Below are 22,739 nucleotides of genomic sequence, written 5' to 3'. Positions count from 1 at the left end.
AAGACGCATCGCGGGACACGCCCGCGATGCGTCAGCCCCCTATTTGACGACCAGCCCCTGGCCGCGGCCCCGCGGATCGGAGGCTGTTTCCAGCGCCGTGCCATTGACCCGGATCGCCTGGATATCGCCCATTTCCCAGCCCTGATCCTCCAGGGTGTAGCCCATCTGCTTCAACTCATCCGCGACCTTGCCGGTCAGCGGCGCGTAGGCGTCGAAGTAAATGGTGTCCTTGGGCAACAACTGGTGATGCACCCGCTGCGCGCCCACGGCCTCCTTCAAAGGCAGGTCGTAGTCGTACAGGTTGTTCAGCACCTGGAAGATCGAGGTGAAGATTCGCGAGCCGCCCGGCGTACCCAGCACCAGGGTGACCTTGCCATCGCGGGTCACCAGGGTCGGGCTCATCGACGACAGCATGCGCTTGCCCGGTTCGATGGCGTTGGCATCACCGCCAACCACGCCAAAGGCATTGGCCGTCCCCGGCTTGGCGCTGAAGTCGTCCATCTCGTTGTTGAGCAAAAAGCCCGCGCCTTTCACCACCACGCCGCTGCCGTAGTCCAGGTTCAGGGTGTAGGTGTTGCTGACCGCGTTGCCGTCCCTGTCGACGATGGAGAAGTGGGTGGTCTGGTGCGGCTCCAGCCCCGGGCGGACTTTTTCGGTCTCGGAGATCGCCGTGGGGTTGACCTCCTTGGCGCGTTTGGCGATGTAGTCCGCCGCCGTCAGCTCGGCCACCGGCACCTTGGAAAACCCCGGGTCGCCCAGGTAGTCGGCACGGTCGGCGAACACCCGTTTCTCGATTTCAGCCAGCAAGTGGATGTAGCGCGACGAGTTCAGCGCCACGCCCTTGAAGTCTGCGGCACGTTGCTCCTTGATGCCCAGCAGCTGCGCCAGTGCGATGCCGCCAGAGCTCGGCAGCGGCGCGGTATAGACCACGTTGCCGCGCCATTGGATGGCGATCGGGTCGCGCCACACCGCCTTGTAGTCCTTGAGGTCATCCTTGCTGATCAGGCCCTTGTCGGCCTGCATCTGCGCCACCAGCAGGTCGGCGGTCTTGCCCTGGTAGAACTCGCTCACGCCCTTGTCGGCGATACGCTCCAGGGTATGCGCCAGCTCGGGCTGTTTGAACGGCTCGCCCGCCTTCATGCTGCCGAAGTAGTCGTTGAAGTTGGTGCTGTCCTTGAACAGGCCGTTGGCGTCTTCGCGGTACTGGTACTGCTTGGCCGCGACCTCGAAACCGTTCTTCGCATAACCCACCGCCGGGGTGATCAGTTCGGCCCAGGGCAACTTGCCGAACTTCTGGTGCGCCTCCCACAGTCCCATCACCGTACCCGGGACGCCCGCGGCGCGAGAGCCGATCAGGCTGAGGTTCTCGATGATTTCGCCCTTGTCATCCAGGTACATGTTGCGGCTGGCCGCCTTGGGCGCCACTTCGCGGTAGTCGAGGAAATACGCCTTGCCGTCGATGTACAGGGTCATGAAACCGCCACCGCCGATGTTCCCGGCTTCGGGGTAGGTCACCGCCAGGGTGAAGGCGGTGGCGACCGCCGCGTCCACGGCATTGCCTCCCTTCTTGAGAACGTCGGCGGCCACCTGTGCGCCATACCGATCGGGAGCGGCCACCGCACCACCGTCCAGGGGCAGGGCGAATGCGGGGGAACTGGCCAGAATCGCGGCACTGACGCCAAGGGCTCGAAACATCACAACGTGCATAGTTGCTTCCTCGGTGTTGTTTTCGTTGAACACTGATTAAGGCTCATGAACGGGGTGGCAGCAATGAGATGCACGCCTAAATGCGTGGGAAGCCCGCGGTTCGGCGACCACTAAAAATTAGGAGCGTTCTTAAATACAGCCCGCAGGGGCACTGGCAATAATTTCGAACATTCCTACCGCCTGCGTACCTGCCATGTCCTGCCTGCCCGTCCGCGTTCTGATCGTCGAAGCGCACCCGTTCAAACGTCGAGCGGCGGCTCAGGTGTTCCAGGAGCTGGGCTGCGACGCCGTGCTGCTGGCGGCCGATGCCGAGGCGGCGCTGCACGTGCTGCAAACCAGCGGGGCCGTGGACATTCTGCTGTACAGCCTGCGTGCGCAGCAGGTCGCCGACCTGAGTGCCTTCACCGCCCTGAGCCAGCGTCGGCTGTTCGGTGCCGTGATCCTGTGCAGCCAGCACGAGGCGGATGTCCACGATGCGATCCGTCGCCTGACGGAAAAACTGGGTGTGGTGCTGCTGGGGTACATCCAGTCACCGGTGATCAGCGGGGCCATTACGCCGCTGGTGAGTGCCTTCATCGGTCGCCCTCGATTCCTGCCGAGCGATGGTCCCCGCCGCCGCGAATACCTCGGGCCGATTTCCCGGGCCGAGCTGCAGGATGCCCTGGCGTCCCAGGCGTTCAAGCCGTTGTTCCAGCCTACCGTCGACCTGCGCAAGGGCGATGTCCGGCGCCTGAACGTGCTCTCGCGCTGGGCCCATCCCCGTCATGGCTGGGTGATGCCTGGCGATTTCCTGCCGTTACTGGCCCGCGCCGAGTTGCTGGGCGAGCTGTTCAGTGCCCAGCTTGAGCAGGGCCTGGAGTTCCTGCAGGCTGCCGACCGCCTGGGGCATCGGCTCGACCTGGCCTTCAACCTGCCGGCCAGCCTGTGTGGTGCACCGGGACTGATCGAGCAGGTGCAACGCGCCGTGGCGCAGCATGATATCGCCCCGACGCGGCTGACCTTCGAACTCGATGAAGACGCCGTGCTGGAACTGTCCCCAGCCGTGCTGGAGAACCTCATCCTGCTGCGTCTGTTGGGCGTGCGCCTGTCGATGGCCGGCTTCGGCAGCGGCTTTTCCTCGCTGGAGCGCCTGGGCCAGCTGCCATTCACCGAAATCAAGCTCAGCGCCGTGCTCACCCGCGAGCCGGACGGCGGCCGCCGATCCCGTGCGGTCATCTGCAGCGTGCTGGCCCTGGCGGCGACCCTGAAACTGTCGACGGTGGTGACCGGAGTGGACACCCAGCGGCAGCGCCAGTGGCTGAACCAGCTCGGTTTCACCCTGGCCCAGGGTGACCTGTATGCCCGCGCCATGAGCGCGGAAAAACTCCTGCCGTGGCTGGAACGACAGGCCGGCTGGCTGCGCAAGACCTGACCCATGCCATTCCTTTCCCGATCGAACGAGTCCCTTCCCATGGCCAATCCACGCCTGCGCATCCTGCTCGCCGAACCTGAACATGACCGCCAGCTGAGCCTGGAAAAAACCCTCAACCGCCTGGGCTACCACCGAATCGCGCCGGTGGCCGGTGCCGGGGAGGTGGCGCTGCTGATCGAACAGGTGCTGGTTCCCTTCGACCTGCTGGTGATCAATGCCGACCTGATCGACGGGCAGGCGTTCGACCTGGACCAACTGCTGAGCACCTACCCGCGGGCCCGTTACTTCCTGGTCTACAACAGCTACAGCCTGGGCGTGATCGGTTTGCCCAGCACGGTGCACGCCTTTGCCTTCTTCGCCTCGGGCTTTCCGGATCGCGAGCAGCTGCACCGTGTGATGACCTGCATCGATCCCGCGCTGTCAGCCTGTCCATCCGTTGCGCTGCAGGAAACCCGCCACGGCTGAGCGACATTCGAGGCTCAAGTTGCCGTGTCGAACCGCGGCGCGTCGAGCTGGCGAACCGGGTGCTGGCTCTCCTGATCGACGCCCTTGAGCTCCAGCAACTGCGCGTGGAACCGTTCCAGCGAGGCCCGGTGGCCGATGCTGATCAGGATGGTGTCGCTCAACTCGCGCTTCAGCAGCGCGTAGCACTGGGCTTCGGTGGCCTCGTCCAGCGCCGAGGTGCTTTCATCCAGGAACAGCACGCTCGGCCGGCTCAGCAGGGCGCGCACGAAGGCACAACGCTGCTGCTCGCCCAGGCTGAGAATCTGCGACCAGTCGACTTCTTCATCCAGCTTCGGCACCAGGTGCTCCAGGCCGCACTGTTGCATGTAGTGCTGCAATTGCGCGTCGCTCCCGGGCTGGGCGGGGTGCGGGTACCAGAGCATGTCGCGCAGACTGCCCAGGGGCAGGTAGGTCTTCTGCGACAGGGTGAGCACACTGCCGAGGTCATAGCGCGCCGTGCCGGAGGCGTGCTCCCAGATACCGGTGATCGCCCGCACCAGGGTGGACTTGCCGTAGCCCGACGGCGCGCGGATCAACAGGCGGTCGCCCGCTTCGAGTTGCAGATCGAGCCCGCTGATCAGGCGTTTGCCGCCCGGCAGCCAGAGGTCGAGGTTCTCCACAGCAAAACGGCCCGGGCTGTGCTGCAGCGTCAGTCCGGTGTCGCTGTCCACGTTGTCCAGGCGGCTCTGGAAGCCCATCAGGCGGTCGACCACGGATTTCCACTCGGCGATTTCCGGGAACACCCGCACCAGGTAGGCCATGGCTTCGTGCACTTCACCGAAGGCCGCGCTGATCTGGGTCAGGCGACCGAGGGAGAAGGCGCCGGCGAAGAACTGCGGCGCCATGATGAACATCGGGATCACCGTGGCGGTGCGCATGTAGAAGGTGGAGTAACCCATGACGATCTTCTGCTGCTTCACCAACGCCCAGAAGTTCTGCAGGGCCGCCTCCAGGCGCTTGGAGAACCGCGCGTGTTCCTCGGCCTCGCCGCGGTACTGGGCCACCGGCTCGGCGTTCTCGCGCAGGCGCATCAGCGAGAAACGGAAATCGGCCTCGCGGCGCTGCTGGATGAAGTTCAGCCGGGGCAGGGCGCGTCCCAGCCAGAAGGCGCCGCCCGTGCCCAGGATCGAATAGAGCAGGGCCGCCCACACCAGCAGGCCGGGAATGACCACGTCCTGGCCGTTGAGCGGGATGCTGATCAGGCTCGAGGCCTGCCAGAGAATGTGCAGGAAGGAAAACAGCGAGACGATGGCCGTCATCAGGCCGAGGCTGAGTTTGAGCGACATGCTGATGTACAGGTTGATGTCGTCGGCGATGCGCTGGTCCGGGTTGTCCATTTCCGGTGCGTTCAGTTGCAGCCTCAGGTAGCGCTGCTGGCCCAGCCACTGGCGCAGGGTGTTTTCCGTGGCCCAGCGCCGCCAGCGCAGGGTCAGTTTCTGCTGGAAGTGGAAGGCCGCCACGGTGAAGGTGGCCAGGGCCAGCTGCAGCAGGATGAACTGCAGGCCCGCCACCAGGAAGGCGTCGTAATCCAGCGCCTGCAAGGCGTTGTAGAAGTGCAGGTTCCAGAAGTTGTTGAGGATGGTCACCCCGACCAGGGCCAGGTTCATCAGCACCGTGCCGAGCAACAGCAGCAGCGCCGGGAGCTTTTCGGAGGAGGTCCAGAACGGGCGGGCGAGTAACCAGAAGTGGCGGAGCGTATGCATTTGACCTCAGTTACTCAGGGGTGAAACGGCGTTGAGTTTATAGGGGCACGTCTATACCATCAACGCTAACCGTTCTCATTGGGCGAGGCTCCAGGCCTCCGGAGGCGCACCATCGAATTGCCGGATTGGCTCTGCCAGGCATGGCCACCCATCGCGCGTGTCATCCAGACCGAACGCCAGGATCGTTCGGCGGTGCCGCTGACGCAACTGTCCGATTCCGCCGTGCTGTTCCCGCTGCTGGACCAGTTCGCCGAACGCTACCCGGGCATCCGCCGGCCGGCGGTGGTGTCCCAGTGGTCGATGAACTACCTCAGTGTGCTGCTGCCCGCCACGTTAGCCGTCTCGCTGACCCAGGGGAAGGCCATTCCCGCCTGGGAACACGACATCGAACTGCTGCACGACCAGGCCCAGCCCCGCGCCCTGAAAATCACCCCCTGGCTGCCGGCCCTGGCCCGCAACCAGCAGGCCGATTACTGGGACCGACTGATCCATGAGCACCTGGAACCGCTGAACGCCACCCTGTCGCAATGGGGCGGGCTGGCGCCGAAGGTGCTGTGGGGCAACATGGTGGCGGTCTGGGACGCGGCGTTCGACCGGCTCAGCGGTTCGATCCCGCGCGAAGGCTTCGCCGAGGCGCACCAGGTGCTGGAACAGATGTCGGTGGCCCAGGGCCGCCTGAAACTGCGCAAGCTGCAGCGCCAGGTCGAGTCCCCGGCGCCGGATGTCATCGCCGAGATTCCCCTGCGTACCCATTGCTGCCTGCACTACCAGCTGCACGCGCCCGTCGAGGGCAAGCCCCTGGTGCTCTGCGAAGCCTGCCCCAAGCTGCACCGCCTGCCCATCGCCGAACAGGCCAGTTACCTGCGCACCATCTACGACGTGGCCGACTGAGTCAGCGCAACGCCGCTCCCAGCCTGTGCTGCACCAGGTCCAGGACCTTGTCCTGCTGCTGCGCCAGGAAGAAATGCCCCCCGTCGAACCAGTGCTGACGACAAGCCCCCGTGGTTTCCAGCTGCCAATCCTCCAGCAGCGCCTCGGCGACATGGGTGTCGTCGCGGCCGGCCAGCACCGTGAGCGGCACCTCCAGCCGTGGGCGGGGCCGGTAGCGGTAGTGCTGCAACAGCGTGAAGTCGGCGCGGATCGCCGGCAGCAACAGCGCCATCAATTCCTCGTTGGCCAGCACCTCCGGCGGCGTGCCGGCGTACTCCCGCAGCTTGGCCAGCAACTGGGTGTCGGTCATCAGGTCGTAGCGCGGGCCGCTGGTGCGGTGCCGGGGTGCGATGCTGGCGGAGACGAACAGGTGGCGCGGCAGCTCCAGCCCCAGCTGCACGCAGCGGTGGCTCAGCTCATAGGCGAGCAAGCCACCGAGGCTGTGGCCGAAAAAGGCGTAGGGCAGGTCGCCGTGTTCGGCGATGACCTGGCCCAGCTCGGCCACTAGCGCCTCCAGGTCGGTGATCGGCGCCTCACCGAAGCGCGCGCCGCGCCCCGGCAGCTGGATGGCGCACACCTGCACATCGGGCGCCAGCGCCGGCAGCCAGGGCATGAAACTGCCCGCGCTGCCACCGGCGAACGGGAAGCAGAACAGACGCAGGCGCGCCTGGGGCAGCGGCCGGGTCTGCACCCAGAGGCTGGCCCGGGCGCGTGCGACGGGGCGAGTCAGCAGAGCGTCGTTCATGCCGGTGCGTCATTCAGCGGCGCGGTGGCGCGGGCGGCGTTCGGAGCAGCGTCTGCCGGCTCGGCCTCGGTCACTTGCCCTTGGTCGACGCGGATCAGGCGGTCGGCCAGCGGGAAGTAGGCGTCATCGTGGGAGATCACGATCACCAGTTTGCCGCGCTGCTGCAGGTCCGACAGGATCTTGGTGTAGAAGAAGTGCTTGAACACCGGGTCCTGGTCCGCTGCCCATTCGTCGAACAGGTAGCACGGGCGGTCGTCCAGGTAGGCGGCCAGCAGCGCCAGGCGCTTGCGCTGCCCCGTGGAGAGGTCGAGGGTGGACAGGCGGCCGCCCTCGATGCTGACCTTGTGGTCGAGCTGCAGGTGCGCCAGGTAGTCCCGGGCCTGCTGCATCAGCACCGGGTTGTCACCGTCGAGCAGGTGCTCGAACAGGCAGAAATCGGTGAAGATCGCCGAAAAATGCTGCCGGTAGAGGTGATTGTCGGTGGTCGACGACACCTGTTCGTCCAAGGTCAGCTCGCCGCCTTCAGGCTGGTAGAGCCCGGTCAGCAACAGGGCCAGGGTGGTCTTGCCACTGCCGTTGCCGCCGGTGATGAAGGTCACCTCGCCGGCGTTCAGGGTCAGGTCGAAGGGGCCGAGGGTGAAGTGGCCGTCCTCCCGCTCCCGGTAGTAGGTGTGCTGCACGGCGGTGCAATGCAGGCGGCTGACCTGATTCGCCACCCGGTGCTCGGCGGGCGTGCCGACCGCTTCCAGCTGCCCTTCGAGGGTGCGGATCTTGCCCAGGGCCACACTGGCCCGGCCCAGGGTGGGCAGGGCGTTCATCAGTTCCGACAGCGGCGTGATCATGTACAGGATGGTGAGGATGTAGCCCGTCACCAGCGTCGCGCCCAGGTCGATGAACTGGGGTGCGGCGAACAGCACCACGCCGATCAGCAGGTAGAAGATGCCGTTGCCCCAGTTCAGCACCAGGGCGTAGATGCTCATGCCGCGCACGAAATCGCGCTGGTATTGCAGGCTCACCGGGCGCAGCAGGCGCTCGAAGAACTGCTGGCGGCGGGCGTGGTTCAGCTGCAGTTCCTTGCTGCCGTCGGTGAGCTGGCGGTACTGGCCGAACAGCTGGTCCTTGAGCTCCCGGGCCTTGGCGATGGAGGTCAGCGCCTTGCCCTGGGGCCAGTGGAAGGTGGCCGCACCCAGCACGATCAGCAGAATAGTCACCCCCAGCAGCGGCAGGCTGAGCCAGCCCAGGTAGCCGAGGCAGGCGACGATGATGCCGCCGTTGACCAGCAGGATCGGCACCAGCTCCACGGCCTGGCTGATGGTCTGGGTGTCGTCGGTGAGCATCGCCAGCAGGCGGTGCTTGCCCAGGCGTTGCAGGCGCGGGTAGGGCGTGTCGACCAGCTTGCTGCTCAGGTGCAGGCGCATGTCGCTGACCGCCGCCTGGCCCAGGCGCAGCAGGCTGACGTCGGACACGATGCGCGAAAACACCACCAGCACCACCAGGGCGCCGAACAGCAGGCCGTCGCGGGGCTGCAACTGGTCGAAGCCGGCCAGGGAATGGTTGATCGTCGCGATCAGGCCGGCGGCGCCCAGGCCGCAAACCAGGCCGGTCAGCGTGGCGATCAGCAGGGCGCCCCAGGAGCGCTTGGCGAGTAAAAGTAGCAAGTCCATGTCAGGCCGTCTCGTCGGTCGCCGGCAGGCGGTGGCTGTGCGCGGGCACTGTCGCAGGGGGCAGGTGGTCCAGGCAAGTGGACAACTGCCGCTGCCAGTCCGGTTGCTGAAGGATAGTCAGGTGCGAGGCCTCAATCACCTGGCGACTGACCGCCCCCGGGTTCAGGCGCGCCCAGTCGGGGTCGCCGAAATCCGCTTCGGCCAGGGTGTCGCTGGCCCACCAGACCTGCACCGGGCAACGCAGCGCCGGCATCTGGAAGCTCGCCAGCAGGTGCTGGGTCTGCGCGTGGTGGCCCAGGCGGATCGCCAGGTGTTCCCAGCTGTCGCCGGCCAGTTGCAGGCCTTGCTGGCGCGCCCACTGCACCAATTCGCCCAGTTGCTCGCCGGCGGGCAAGGCCGCCAGGCGCTGCCGGAGCGATTCGCGGCTGTCGGTTGGCAACTGGCGCCAGTAGGCCTGGCTTTCCGGGGTGAGGGCCTGTTCTGCCGATTCCAGCAGTGCGGCCACCGATTGCGCGGCGGACGCCCGCTGGTACTGGGAGTCCACCACGCCGAGAAACGCCACCTGTTGGCCAGCCTGTTCCAGCTTGGCCGCTGCGGCGATCGCCAGCAGCCCGCCCAGGGACCAGCCCAGCAGGTGATAGGGGCCGTCGGCCTGTTGCTGACGCAGTTGCTCGACGTAGAGGGTCGCCAGGGAATCGATGCTGTGGGCGTCGATGGCGGCGTGGCTGTCGGTCAGGTAGGCCGCCTGCAGGCCCCAGAGCGTCCAGTCGCCCAGGGGCTCGAACAGCGTCCGGTAATCCTGCACATGGCCGGTGGAGGGGTGGAAACAGAACAGGTGACGCGCCGGCGCGGCGTTGCCGGCAGGTGCGGGCGAGAGCCGGACCAGGGGCGACAGCGCCATCTGTTCCTGCACCAGGGCGGCGAAGGCCATCACGCTGGGCGCGCTGAACACGGCGTTGACCGACACGCTGGTGGCCAGGGCTTTCTGCAGGCGGCTGGCCAGCTTCACCGCCGCCAGCGAATGCCCGCCCAGGGCGAAGAAATCGTCCTCGATACCGACCCGTTCCAGGCCCAGCACGTCGGCCCAGAGCTGGGCCAGCAGGCCTTCCAGCGGGGTGCGTGGCTGGGTGCCGCCAACCGCGTCCAGCACCTTGTCGGCCCACTGGCGCAGGGTCTTGCGGTCGAGCTTGCCGTTGCCCATCAGCGGCAGCGACTCGACGATGCGCAGGGTCGGCAGCATGTAGTCCGGCAGGCGGTCCTGGGCCTGCCCCTGGAGCTGGGCGATGCGCAGCGAGTGCCCGGGCGCCTGGGTGATGAAGGCGAACAGGCCCCGGGGTACGTATTCGACCGCCGCCTGGGCAACGCCTGGCAGTTGCGCCAGTTGCGCTTCCACTTCGTCGAGTTCGACGCGGTAACCCCGGACCTTCACCTGGCGGTCTGCCCGGCCGGTGATCTCCAGGCTGCCGTCAGGGCGGTAGCGCGCCAGGTCGCCGGTGCGGTAGACCCGTTCACCCGGCACCTGTGGGTTGTCGATAAAGCGATCGCGGGCCTGTTGCGGGTCCAGGTAGCCCCGGGCCACTTGCGGGCCGGCGATGTACAGCTCGCCGTTCTGCCCGGGCGCCACCGGCTGGCCCTGGTCGTCCAGCAGGTACACGCGCACGCCGTCCAGACGCAGGCTGAGCGGCAGGCGCCGGTAGTCCACGCCCGCTTCGAGGGGGTGCATCAGCACGCCGATGGTGGTTTCGGTCGGCCCGTAATGGTTGTACACCGCCAGCGCCGGCGCCTGGGCACGAATGCTGTCGAGCAGGCGTTTCGAGCAGGTTTCCCCGCCCAGCACCAGGCTCTTGGCCGGCAGCGCGCCGCCGGATTCGGCATGCCCCAGCCAGGCATCCAGCAGCGACGGCACGATCTTCAGGTGGTCGATGCCGTGCGCGGTTTGGTAGTCGGCCCAGGCCTGGGCGTCCATGGTGGTGTTCTTGTCCACCACGTGCAGCTCGCCGCCACTGAGCAGCGCCGGGAACAGCAGGGTGTAGCCCAGGTCCGCCGCCAGGGAGGTGACCACCGCACTGCGGTCGCCCGGCGCCAGGGGCAGGCGCTGGAGAATGCTGCCCACGTAGCTGACCAGTTGCCGATGCTCGACCACCACGCCCTTGGGCGTACCGGTGCTACCAGAGGTGAATAGCACATAGGCCGCGTCCTCGGGGCGGATGCCGCTGTCCAGGGCGCTATCCGGGTACTGCTGCCAGGTGTCGGCCTGAGCGAGGTCGAGGTGGCGCATGCCTGGCAATGTCGGCACCTCGCTGCCCGCGGTCAGGATCAGCGCCGGTGCGGCGGACTGCAGGATGGACAGCGTGCGCTGGGCGGGCTGCTGGGTATCCAGGGGCAGGAACGCCGCGCCGCTCTTCAGCACCGCCAGCATGGCCATGACCATCTCCGCCGAACGCTCGAGGAACAGCGCCACCCGGTCTTCCCGGCCGAGACCCTGTTCGCGCAGGTACTGGGCCAACCGGTTGCTGCGGGCGTCCAGCTGTTGATAGCTCAGGTGCACGCTGCGGTCGCGCAGGGCCGGCTGCGTGGCGAAGGTACGGGCCTGCTGGCTGAAGCGGTCGGGCAGGCTGACGAAAGCCGCCGGTACGTCGCTGCCCACGGGTTGCAAGGCGTCCAGACGTTCGGCGAAGCCCGGCGCCTGGACGGAGAGGGCCGAAAGCGCTTTCTCTGGGTGGGCCAGGGCGTCGAGCAGCAGCGACTGGTATTGCTCCAGCAGGGTCAGGGCGGCCTGGCGGCTGTAGCAGCTGGCGTCGTGCTCCAGGTTCAGCCGGTAGCCACTGGCCGTCGACTCGGGAACCAGCAGCAGCTCTAAGGCCTGGGGCATGGCCTGGACCGCCTGCACCTGCAGACCAGCCAGTGCCGGAATGTCGCCGCCCCATTCGAAGCCGTAGCGCAGGGTCTGCGACTGCGACTGGCCGACCACGCCGCAGTATTCCTGCCATTCCCGGGCCTGCTCACAGGCACTGCGCAGCCGGCTCAGCGCGCTGCTGAACGGTGCCTCCAGCGCCGCCTGCCAGGACAGCGGCAGGGCCTTGGCGAACAGCCCCCAGCAATCGGTCAGTTCTTCGTAGTCGTCCCGGCAGTCGTGGACCCAGTGCAGGTTCAGGCCGCCGGCATCGTCCGTGCTCAGGCGCTGCAACAGCGCGCACCAGGCGGCCAGCAGTACCTCCTCGGCGGTCGCCCCATGTCGCTGGCAGAAGCTCTCCAGCAGGGCTGCGAGTCTGGCATCGCCGTCCAGCTGCACGCGGCTGAGAGAAGACGATTCGGCGCTGCGGCGCTCGCGGTAGAGCAGTTCGTTGCCCGACGCCTCGTAGGAGGCCTGGCTGGCCCAGAAGCGGCGGCCGAACTCGGCGTCTTCGTCGCCCTGCAGGTCGTAGAGCCAGGCGCTGTACTGGGTGTAACTCATGGCGCCATCGTCCACCGGCGGCAGCGACGATGCGCCGAGTGCCCGGGCGATGCGCAGCAGGGTGCCGCGGTCCGCCGCCAGCGCCGGGAACTGCAGCTGCAGCCGATGCCGCGCCGCGTCCAGGCTGTCGACGGCCAGGGTGATCTGCCCGTCGTCCGCGCCCAGGTGCTCGGCCGAATGCGCCTCGACGATACGAATGCGCTCGGCCAGGGGCCGGGCATCGTCGACCCACTGCAACGGCACCTGCAAGCCGGGTTCCGGGCGGGGCCGCAGGCGCAGGGCTTCATGGTTGGCCACCAGCTGCGCCAGGCGCTCGGTCAGGCGCGGCAGGTCCAGCGGGCCGTTCAGCTCCAGCTGCAGGGTGGCCGGCGGCAGGCCGGCGAGCCAGCGCACCCGCTGCTGGGGCGACAGCTGGAAGGCGTCTGCGTGCGCACTCATGGCTGTGCCTCCACGGCCACGTCACGGCTCGCCACGGACCGGGCCTCGGCCAGTTCGTCGCGGCGCATCATCTGCCCCATGGCCACGCAGATCTTGCGCTCGCCCTCGAACGGATCCCGGGCATGGGCCACCAGCATGTTGTCGAGCATCACCACATCGCGTTTCTGCCAGGCGAAGCGCACCGCACAGGCTTCATACACCTCGCCGATCACCGCCATGACGCTGTCCGGAATCTCGCTGCCGTCGCCGTAGTAGACGCAGCGCGGCAGGGCGTCCGGACCGAACAGGCTGAGCAGGTTGCTGCGCACTTCCGGCTCCAGGCAGGCGGGGTGGTGCAGCTGCACCTGGTTGAAGAACGACAGCTCGCCGGTGTCCGGGTGGCTGACGATCGCCTGGCAGTGCTGCTCGATCCGCAGGTTGTCGGCGCCGAACCATTCCCAGCGCATGCCGGATTCGCGGCAGACGCGCTCGACCTCGTCGCGCTGCTCGGTCTTGAAGAAGTCCTGCCAGCGCACGTCGAGCTTGTCGGTGAAATGGCGCACGTAGAGCAGGCCATCGGCTTTCAGGCGGGCGACGATGTCCTGGGGCAGGCGGGCCAGCACCTCGCGGCAATCGACGATCGGCGTGCAGCCGCCCTTGGGCGACGGCGTCTCGCAGTAGAACCACTGCTTGCGCGGCCACTGGGCGAGGTGCGAGCTCTCGTTGTGGAACAGGATCATGTGCTGCTCGGGGTACGGCGTGGAGTGGTAGATGTTCTTGCCCGAGGTGTTCTTCGGCAGGTCCCCGTACGTGCCATACAGGGCCGGTTCGATGGCCTGGGCGAACTGCTCGAAGGCCGCCGCGTCCGGCAGGTCGAAGCCCCGGAACAGCAGGCCGCCGTGGGTGCGCAGCTGGGTGTCGATCCAGCCCCGGGCCTGCAGCGCCCATTGCACCGGGTCCAGTTCGCCAAGCAACGGCTCGATGACCAGCGGCAGCGTCCGGTCGGCGGCCAGCACCGAGGTGCGCACCTGTTCCTCCGGCACCCGGCTCACGGCGGTGGCCCGGGTCTGCTTGAGCTTGCTCAGTTTCGATTGCTTGCGCGAGGCCCGCAGCGCCTCGTCGTCGGTAGCGACGTCATTCATGGAAGGAACCTCGGAATCGGAATGGCGGGGCAGTGCCCAGGACCAGCTGTCGAGTGCCTGCGCCGGGGCGCGGATGACCTGTTCCAGCAGGCTGTCCAGGCCCCGCTTGAGGTGCTCGACGGTGGCCGGCTCGAACAGGCTGGTGCGGTAGACCCAGCGCACGTTCAGCGACTGGTCATCGTCTTCCTCGACGAACACCGCCAGGTCGAACTTGCTGCTCTCCTGGCGCGGCGCCAGGCTTTCCACGGTCAGGCCGGGCAGGGTGGCATCGCCCCGCGGGGTGTTCTGCATGACGAACAGCACCTGGACCAGCGGGCTGACCCCGGCCTGGCGCGGCGGCTGCAGTTCCTCCACCAGCCGGTCGAACGGCACCTGCTGATGCTGGAAGGCCGACAGCGTGTCCTCGCGCAGGCGTTGCAGGCGGGCGGTGAAGTCCCCGGCGTTGTCCAGGCGAGCGCGCAGCGGCAGCACGTTGACGAAGAAGCCGATCAGCCCTTCCAGGGCCGGGTGCTCGCGGTTGGCCAGGTCGGTGCCGACGATGAAATCGCTGCTGCCGGTGGCGCGCTGCAACAGGCTGTTGAAGGCGTTGAGCAGGACCATGAACAGCGTCGCCCGCTGCTGTCGGGCGTAGGCCTTGAGCTGGCCCGCCTGCTCGGCGGACAAACGCTGCTGCAGCGCGGCGCCCTGGTAGTCGGCCCGGGCGGGGCGCGGTTTATCCAGTGGCAGCGAGATCAGCATCGGCGCACCGCGCAGCTGCTGCCGCCAGTAATCCACCGACTGCGCCAGCTGGCGTTGCTGGGGCTCGCTGCGCAGCCAGTGGGCATAGTCGGCGTACTGGATCGGCAGCGGGGCGAACGCCGGCGCCTCGCCAGCGGCGTAGGCCTGGTAGGCGGCGATCACTTCCTGCACCAGGATGCCCATGGACCAGGCGTCGGTGGCGATGTGGTGCAGGGTCAGTTGCAGCACATGGCGCTGGTCGCTCAAGCGCACCAGGCTGGCGCGCAGCATGGGCGCCAGCTCCAGGTCGAAGGGCCGGCCGGCCTCGTCGTCGATCAGGCGTTGCAGGGCCTCGGTCTGGCGCTCGCCATCCAGGTGGCCGAGGTCGGCGAGCTGGACGTTGAGCGGGCAGCAGGCCTCGATCACCTGGTGCGGCTGCTCGCCGTCCACGCTGAAGCGGGTGCGCAGGGATTCGTGGCGGTCCAGTACGCGCTGCAGGGCGGTTTGCAGGGCCGTGACATCCAGCTCGCCGGTCAGCTTGACCGCCGAGGAGATGTTGTAGGCCGCGCTGGCGCCTTCCAGGCGATCGAGGAACCACAGGCGCTGCTGGGCGTGGGACAGCGGGAGCAGCTGCTCGCGCGGCACCACCGGGATGTCCTCGAACGGCGCGCTGGCCTGCTGGGCGTCTACCGCCTCGGCCAGTTGCGCCAGGGTGCTGCGCTCGAACAGCGTGCGCAGCGGCAGTTCGATGCCCAGGCGCCGGCGAATCCGCGACATCACCTGGGTGGCGAGCAGCGAATGGCCGCCTGCGGCGAAGAAATCATCGAACACGCTGATCTCGCTCAGCCCCAGGATCTCCTTCCACAGCTCGGCCAGGGCCTGTTCCGTGGCCGTGCGCGGCGCGACCACCTGATGACGTTCGTCGTCTTCCGGCGTACCGAGGGCCGCCAGGGCCCGCCGGTCAACCTTGCCGTTGGCATTGAGTGGCAGCTGCGGCAGCCGCACCCAGCGCGCCGGCACCATGTAGTTGGCCAGTTGCTGGCCCAGGTACTCGGTGAGGGCAGCACGTAACTGCGCCTCGTCGCCCTCGGCCACGCAGTAGGCCACCAGTTGCAGGGTGCCGCGGGCGTCCGGCAGGGCCAGCACCGCGGCACTGTCTACCTGCGGGTGCTGCATCAGGCGGTTCTCGATCTCCCCCAGTTCGATGCGGTAGCCACGGATTTTCACCTGCTGGTCGCGGCGGCCCAGGTATTCGATCACGCCGTCGGCACGGAAACGCCCGATGTCGCCGGTGCGGTAGAAGCGCGCGCCCGGCACCAACGGGTGCTCGATAAAGGCCTCGCGGGTCCGTTCGGGGTCCTTCAGGTAACCGCGCCCGACCCCCACGCCCCCGATGCACAGCTCGCCCGGTACGCCGATGGGCACGGGGCGCTGGGCCTCGTCGAGGATGAACACCTGGTTGTTGGCGGTCGGCCGGCCGATCGGCATGTGCAGGCAATCGTCGTCCGGCGCGCGGGTGATGGGGTGGAAGGCCACGTCGTCGGAACACTCCGCCGGGCCGTAGGCATTCATCATCGGGATGCCCGGGAAGCGCTCGCACCAGGCCCGCGCCACCGCCGGCGGCAGGGCCTCACCGGTGGGCAGCAGCCAGCGCAGGCTGGCCAGGTCGTGCTGCGCCTGGCTTTCCTGCAGCAGGCCGCGGATCAGCGTGGGCACGGTTTCCAGCACCGTCAGGCGATCGGCGTGCAGCGCATCGAGCAGGGCGGCCGGGTCATGGGCCACGGCGTCCGGCAGGATGTGCACGGTGGCGCCGAGCAGCGGCGCGGCGAGGAACTGCCACACCGAGATGTCGAACGCCGGCGACGCGGTCTGGGCGATGCGGTCGGCATCGTTCAGGCCGAGCGTGGGCACCTTGCCGAAGATGTTGTTGAGCATGCCGCGCTGCTCGACCATCGCGCCCTTGGGCGTGCCGGTGGAGCCCGAGGTGAAGATCACGTAGGCCAGCTGGTCCGGGTCGTGGGTGTAATTCACCGTTGGGTTGTCGGTGTTCTGCCACAGGGCCTGGGCCGGCAGGCAGGTGGGCTGGCGTTGCAGGGTCGAGAGAATCGGGTCCAGCAGGCCGGCGGCCTCGTCGGACACCAGCAGCACCGGCGCCTCGCTCAGCGACAGCAGCTCGCCCAGGCGTTTCGGCGGGTGCTGGATGTCCAGAGCCTGGAACGCCGCACCGGCCTTGAGGGTGCCGATCAGCAGGGTCAGCAGCGCCAGGCCTCGTTCGGCGGCCAGGGCCACCAGGGTTTCCGGGCCGGCACCGGCCTTCTGCAGGGCCTGGGCGACGCAATTGGCGCGGCGATCCAGCTCGGCATAGGTGAGTGATTCGCCGGCGCAGACCGCGGCGATCTGCTGCGGACGGGCCCGTACCTGCTCGGCGAACAGCGCCGCATAGCCGCGCTCCAGCGGGAACGGGGTCTCGGTGCGGTTCCACTCCCGCTGGAGCAACTGGCGCTCCTGTTCCGGCAGCATGTCCAGGCTGGCCAGCGGCGCCTCGGGGCGGTCCAGCATGCTTTCCAGCAGCTGCACCAGGTGGCCCATCATCCGCTGCAGGGTGTCCCGGGTGAACCGCTGCTGGTCGTAGGACAGGCGGATACCCAGGCGGTCGCCGGGGTACAGCACCACGGTCAGCGGGAAGTTGGTGTGCACCCGGTCTTCGTAGATGTCGATGCTGAAACCGTCCAGGCGCACCGCGCTGACATCCAGCGGCGCGTTCTCGAACACCACCAGGCTGTCGAACAGCTGGCGGCCGCGGGGCACGTCGCTCCAGCGCTGGATGTCGACCAGCGGCGCGAACTCGTGGTCACGCAGCTCGGCGTTGTGCGACAGCAGCGCCTGCAACCAGCCGATCACCGGCTGCCCGGGGTCGACGTCGACCCGCAGCGGCAGGCTGTTGATGAACAGCCCGACCATTTCCTCGACACCGGCCAGCGCCGTGGGTCGGCCGGCCACCGTGACCCCGAACAGCACGTCGCGGCTGCCGCTGTAGCGCGACAGCAGCAGGGCCCAGGCGCCCTGGATCCAGGTGTTGGGGGTCAACTGGTGTTCCTGGCAGAGCTGCTGCAGGCGTTGGGTGCGGGCAATGCTCAGGGTCAGGTCGATGTCGCCCACGGCTTCCGGCGCGCGGTCCGGGCGGCCGACCGGGGTGTCGACCTGCAGCGGCGTCGGTTCGCTGAAACCGGCCAACTCGGCGCTCCAGAAGGTTTGCGCGCTGGGCATGTCCTGGCGGGTCAGCCAGCTCATGTAGCCACGGAACGGCCGGAAGCGCGGCCGCGCCACCGGCTCCTGGCGCGCCACGGCCTGGTAGATGGCCAGCAGGTCTTCCATCAGCAGACCGAAGCACCAGGCGTCGGTGAGGATGTGGTGGAAGCTGCGCACCACGCTGTAGCGCCGCTCGCCCAGCTGGAACACCCGCAGGTGGGTCAGCGGCGCACGGCTCATGTCGAAGCCCTGCTGGCGTTCGGCGGCCAGCACCTGGTCCATCGCCTGTTCCTGCTGCTCGGCGTTCAGGTGGCGCCAGTCGTACCAGTCGAAGGCCTGGGCCGTGTCGCGGTACACGCATTGCAGCGGGTCGTGGTCCTCCTGCCACCAGAACCCGGTGCGCAGCATCGGGTGGCGATCGAGGAACGCCTGCCAGGCGCTTTCCATGGCCGGCCGCTCCAGGGCGCCGTCCCAGCTGTAACGCTGCTGCATCAGGTAGATGCCGCTGTTGGGTTGCAGCAGGGTGTGCAGCAGCATGCCCTGTTGCATCGGCGACAGCGGGTAGATGTCTTCGATGCGCGCCCAGTCCAGGGGCTCCGACGACAGCGTGGCGGCCTGGGCATGGCACAGCGGGAAGGCCTCGCTGGCCGGGCGCAGGGCCGGGTCCACGGCCAGGCTGGCCAGTTCGGCCAGGCGTTCGCTGAGTTGCGGGCCCCAGGTGCTGGCCAGGGGGCCGTGGCACCGCAGGTTCAGTTGCCCGTCCTGCCAGTGTGCCTGCAGGCTGAGGGCGGCCGCTGCGCTCGTTTCGAGGCTGGCGCCGTGGATGCCATCGAGCAGGGCATGGGCTTCGCGGTGCGCATCCCAGTCGCCCAGCCAGTGAAGGGCGATCGGCGCCGCCGGCAGCTCCCGCAGCGGTTCCTGCAGGTAGGTGTTACTCGACAGGTAGCGCAGGGCGCCGTAGTCCGCGCCCTGTTGCGGGTAGGCCCGCAGCTGCGCGGCCACGGCGTTCAGGCGCTGCACCGCGCTGCCGTCCGCCACCTGCAGGAACACCGGCACCGGCAGGGCCAGCGGGCCGAGCAGGCGCGCCGGGTCGAGGTCGGCATGGGCAATCGGTGCCGCCAGGGGCAGGCGATTGGCGTCCGGGCGCCCGGCCAGCAGGCTCAGGGCAACCAGGCCGTCGCTGCCGGCTTGCCGCTGCTGTTCCACCACGGCATTCGCCAGCAGCGTGGTCCAGTCCAGGTGCAGGGTGTCGACCAGGCGCTGCAGGGCGGCGGACGTCTGCCGATCCAGCGCCAGTTCGAGGGACACGCCATCGTCGGCCGGCACCGCCAGCGGCGCCAGGTCGACACCGGCGTACTGCAGCCAGTGTTCCCAGGCCTCGTCCAGCTCGCCCTCGGCATGGGCCTGCTGGTGCTGGCTCCAGGCAGCGAATTCGCCGCCGGTGTAGGTGAGGCGCAACGGCCGCTGGAACGCGAGCTGCGACAGCGCCAGGTTGAGGTCGGTGAGCAGCAGCGGCCAGGAGGCTTCGTCCAGGCACAGCGGGTGCGCCGTCAGCAACAGGTAGTGGCCGCTGGCGTCGCTCAGCAGGCTGGCCTGCAGGGATTGGCCGGCCGCCAGGTCCAGGCCGGCGAGGCGGGCGTTGGCCATGGCGTCGAGCGCTGCCGGGTCGAGGCTGACACTGACGGGTTCGTCGACTGCCGGGGCCTTGGCCGTGGCCAGTACCCGTTGTTGCCACTGACCGTCCGCGGCGATCTGCAGGGCCAGGCGCAGGGCCTGGTGATGCTGTTGCACGGCAGCCAGCGCCTGGGCCAGCAGGGCCGGCTCCACCGCCCGCTGCAGTTTGAGGCAGCGCCAGGACGCTTTCAGCTCACCCTGTTCCAGCCGCGCGTGCTGGCCGGCACTCAGGGGGATGTCCAGCCCCTCGGACTGGGCCTGGGCCGCCGTGGCGCCGGCATCAGCGCCAAGCACCCGGGCGATGTCGGCGATGGTGCGGTTCTCGAACAGCTGCTTGGGCGTCAGCTTGAGCCCTTGTTGGTTGGCGCGGGCGATGATCTGCAGGTTGAGGATCGAATCGCCGCCGAGGGTGAAGAAGTTGTCGTGCACGCCGATGCGCTCGGCCTTCAGCACGTCCTGCCAGATGCGCGCCAGGATCGATTCCACCTCGTTGCGCGGTGCCACATGGCTGGCCGCATCCTCGGCCTGCTGGCGTGGCAGGGGCAGCTGGCGCACGTCGACCTTGCCGTTGCGGGTCAGGGGGATGGCGTCGAGGGTGATGAAGTGCGACGGCACCATGTAGTCCGGCACCCGCATGCCCAGGTCGTCGCGCAGTTTGCTGGGTGACAGCGACTGGCTGGCGACGATGTAAGCCACCAGGCGCAGGGTGCCTTCCAGCTCGACCGGCCGCACCAGTACCTGCTGGATCAGCGGCGACAGGCGCCTGATCTGTGCCTCCACCTCGCCGGTTTCCAGGCGGTTGCCACGGATCTTGACCTGGCTGTCGATGCGGCCGAGGAAGGCCAGTTGGCCGTCCTCCAGCCAGCGCACGCGGTCGCCGGTGCGGTACCAGCGCCGTTGCTGTTCATCGATGGGGAAGCTGGCGGCGGTCAGCTCCGGTTGGTGCAGGTAGCCGCGGGCCAGGGCGCCGCCGATCAGCAGTTCACCCGGCACGCCGATGGCCGTCGCCTGGCCATTGCCATCCACCACCCGCAGCTGGCGGTTGGGCAGCGGCCGACCCAGGGGGATCAGCGTAGGGCACTCGCCCACGCGGGCGGCCACCGCGCCCACAGTGGCTTCGGTGGGGCCGTAGTGGTTGAACACCGCGAGACCGGGCGCGAGCGTGCGCACCTGCTCCAGCAGGGCCGGTTTCAGGGCGTCGCCGCCGAACACCAGCAGCGCGCGGGGCAGCAGCCGGGCGTCGGGGTGGGCCTGGAGCAGGCCCGCCAGGTGGCTCGGAGTGATTTTCAGCACATCCACCGGGTGGGCGCCGAAGAAATCAGCCAGGGCCAGGGGGTTGAAGCTGGTGTCCTCGTCCGCCAGCAGCAGGCTGCCGCCGGTGCACAGGGCGCCGAACAGCTGGGTGTGGCCCAGGTCGGCGGCCACCGTGGAGAGCAGGGCGTAACGCGCCGCCGGGGGCGGGGTCAGCACGCTTTGCACGGCATCCAGGTAGGTCAGCAGCGCCTGGTGCTCGACCACCACACCCTTGGGCGTGCCGGTGGAACCCGAGGTGTAGATGACGTAGGCGGCATCCTCGGCGGCGCAGGGAGCCTGGGGCGAATCACCGGCGTGCGCGGCGATGGCCTCGGCCTCCTGGACCAGCCACAGCGCGGGCACCTGTTCGACCAGTGGCGCAAGCAGCGGCGACGGCGACGCACCGATCAGCAGGTTGGCCTGGCTGCCGGTGAGAATGTCCGCCAAACGCCCGGCCGGCTGTTTCAGGTCCAGCGGCAGGTAGGCCGCGCCGGCCTTGAGCGTGGCCAACAGCGCCACCACGAATTCGACGCTGCGCTCCAGCCCCAGGGCCACCAGGCTACCGGGAACGACGCCCCGTTCGCGCAGGTGCTGGCTCAACTGGTTGGCCCGCGTGTCCAGCGCGCGGTAACTCAGCGCCTGCTGGCGGTCTTCCAGGGCGATACGCTCCGGGTGCGCGGCGGCCATGCGCTGGAAGCGCTGGTGAAGGGTGTCCGCAGCGACGTCCAGTTGCACGCCACGGCCATGGGCCTGAACCTGCTGGCGTTCTTCTTCGGCCACCCAGGCCAGGGCCTGCAGGCGGGTATCCGGTTGCGCCGCCATGGCCAGCAGCAGGTCGCGCAATTGGGCCGAGAGGCGGACGATTTCGCCGTCGCTGAAGCGGCTGCGCTCATAACTGAACAGGTATTCCAGGCGCTCACCCGGCACCACGATCAGCGACAACGGGAAGTGGTTGCGCCCCTGGGTCAGCTTGATGCCATTGTCCAGGCGGGTGTCCGGCGGTGCACCGAAGCTCAGGCCGCCAGCGTCCTGGTTCAGGGCATCGGTCACCGGGAAGTTCTCGAACACCAGGATCGAGTCGAACAGCGCCCGGTCGGCGGGCACCTGGGTGAACGGCTTGAGTTTGCCCAGGGGCAGGTAGGCGTGCTGGCGCAGGTCGCTGTTGCGCTGCTGCAGGTCGTGCAGCCAGTCGCCCAGCAGCGGGTTGTCGGCCCACTGCACACGCAGCGGCAGGGTGTTGATGAACAGCCCGACCATGCCGTCCACCGCTGCCAGGTCATCGGGACGGCCGGCGACGGTCACGCCGTAGACCACCTCGTCCCGTGCCGCGTGCTGGCCGAGCAGCAGCGCCCAGGCGCCCTGGATCAGGGTGTTGACGGTCAGGTGCTGGCTGCGGGCGAACTGTTTCAGCGCCGCGGTCTCGGCGGCGTCCAGGCGGGTTTCGCGCTCGGCGAAGGGGTAGTCGAAGCTGACCGTGGGGCGCAGGGCGAAATCCGGCAGCGGGGTCGGCTCGCTGAAGCCCTGCAGCTGGTCACGCCAGAACTGCTCGGTGGCGTCCTGGTCCTGCTCGCCCAGCCAGGCGATGTAGTCGCGGTAGCCGCGGGCCGGGGTCAGGCCGGCGGGGCGGCCCTGCAGGTGCTGGTAGTACAGGGCCAGCCATTCCTGGATGGCGATGCCCACGCTCCAGCCGTCCATCAGGATGTGGTGGAAGGTCCAGACCAGGTGCCAGCGCTGCTCGGGCAGCTGCACCAGGCACAGGCGCATCAGCGGCGCCTCGTTCAGCTCCAGGGCCTCGTCACGCTGGGAGCGGGCCAGTTGCAGCAGCTCGTCCGTTCCGGCGGCGCGTTCGCGCCAGTCCAGTTCGAGCAGGGGCAGCGGCACCTCCTGCTGCACCACCTGGTAGGCGTCGTCCAGGTCTTCCCAGAGAAACGCCGTGCGCAGCACGGCATGGCGCTGCATCAGGGCGCGCCAGGCGCTGCGGAAGGCCGCCGGGTCCAGCGGGCCGGTGATGTCCAGGCTCAGTTGCTGGTAATAGACCCGCGAATCGGGCTCGTAGACGCTGTGGAACAGCAGGCCGTGCTGGGTGGGCGAGAGGGAGTAGATGTCCTCGATGTTGCTCATGTGCTGAT

Annotated in this window: 9 protein-coding genes; 3 read left to right on the top strand and 6 right to left on the bottom strand. The window is 68.3% G+C overall.

All coding sequences use genetic code 11. The annotated features are described in order from the left end of the window. Positions 1–39: 39 nt before the first annotated feature. Positions 40–1,707, bottom strand: a complete 1,668-nt coding sequence (ggt, locus tag N5C28_RS20080; RefSeq protein WP_279825017.1) for a gamma-glutamyltransferase — start codon at positions 1,705–1,707, stop codon at positions 40–42. A 193-nt stretch (positions 1,708–1,900) separates the two neighbouring features. Between ggt and N5C28_RS20075 the strand changes: the two genes are divergently transcribed. Both N5C28_RS20075 and N5C28_RS20070 read left to right on the top strand, forming a co-directional pair. Beyond that, the gene (locus N5C28_RS20075; protein ID WP_279825016.1) at positions 1,901–3,118 is read left to right on the top strand and encodes an EAL domain-containing response regulator; all 1,218 of its coding nucleotides are present in this window, start codon (positions 1,901–1,903) and stop codon (positions 3,116–3,118) included. A gap of 39 nt (positions 3,119–3,157) precedes the next feature. Continuing rightward, the gene (locus N5C28_RS20070) at positions 3,158–3,583 is read left to right on the top strand and encodes a chemotaxis protein CheY (protein ID WP_279825014.1); all 426 of its coding nucleotides are present in this window, start codon (positions 3,158–3,160) and stop codon (positions 3,581–3,583) included. Positions 3,584–3,597: 14 nt separating this feature from the next. On the opposite strand, the gene N5C28_RS20065 is transcribed toward N5C28_RS20070, so the two are convergent. Then, positions 3,598–5,325 (bottom strand): ABC transporter ATP-binding protein/permease, encoded by a 1,728-nt coding sequence (locus tag N5C28_RS20065; RefSeq protein ID WP_279825013.1) that lies wholly within the window; start codon positions 5,323–5,325, stop codon positions 3,598–3,600. 198 nt (positions 5,326–5,523) lie between these two features. Between N5C28_RS20065 and fhuF the strand changes: the two genes are divergently transcribed. After that, entirely contained in the window at positions 5,524–6,216 is a 693-nt protein-coding gene (gene fhuF, locus N5C28_RS20060) for a siderophore-iron reductase FhuF (protein WP_279825078.1), read from the top strand. 1 nt (position 6,217) lies between these two features. Here the strand turns inward: fhuF and N5C28_RS20055 are convergent, their stop codons facing one another. The 4 genes from N5C28_RS20055 to N5C28_RS20040 are packed head-to-tail and all read right to left on the bottom strand — an operon-like array spanning position 6,218 to position 22,731. Further along, positions 6,218–7,000: an alpha/beta fold hydrolase gene (locus tag N5C28_RS20055; RefSeq protein WP_279825012.1), complete on the bottom strand. Its 783-nt coding sequence runs from the start codon at positions 6,998–7,000 to the stop codon at positions 6,218–6,220. Further along, the gene (locus N5C28_RS20050) at positions 6,997–8,664 is read right to left on the bottom strand and encodes a cyclic peptide export ABC transporter (RefSeq protein WP_279825011.1); all 1,668 of its coding nucleotides are present in this window, start codon (positions 8,662–8,664) and stop codon (positions 6,997–6,999) included. The genes N5C28_RS20055 and N5C28_RS20050 overlap by 4 nt, the downstream gene beginning before the upstream one ends. A 1-nt stretch (position 8,665) precedes the next feature. Further along, entirely contained in the window at positions 8,666–12,556 is a 3,891-nt protein-coding gene (locus N5C28_RS20045) for an amino acid adenylation domain-containing protein (protein ID WP_279825010.1), read from the bottom strand. Next, on the bottom strand, positions 12,553–22,731 hold the full coding sequence (locus N5C28_RS20040; protein WP_279825009.1) for a non-ribosomal peptide synthetase: 10,179 nt from the start codon (positions 22,729–22,731) through the stop codon (positions 12,553–12,555). Before N5C28_RS20040 ends, N5C28_RS20045 begins: the two co-directional genes overlap by 4 nt. Between the last annotated feature and the right edge of the window lie 8 nt (positions 22,732–22,739).

Source organism: Pseudomonas sp. GD03944, assembly GCF_029839275.1.
Classification (GTDB): Bacteria; Pseudomonadota; Gammaproteobacteria; order Pseudomonadales; family Pseudomonadaceae; genus Aquipseudomonas.
This window is presented reverse-complemented; position numbering and strand designations above follow the sequence as displayed.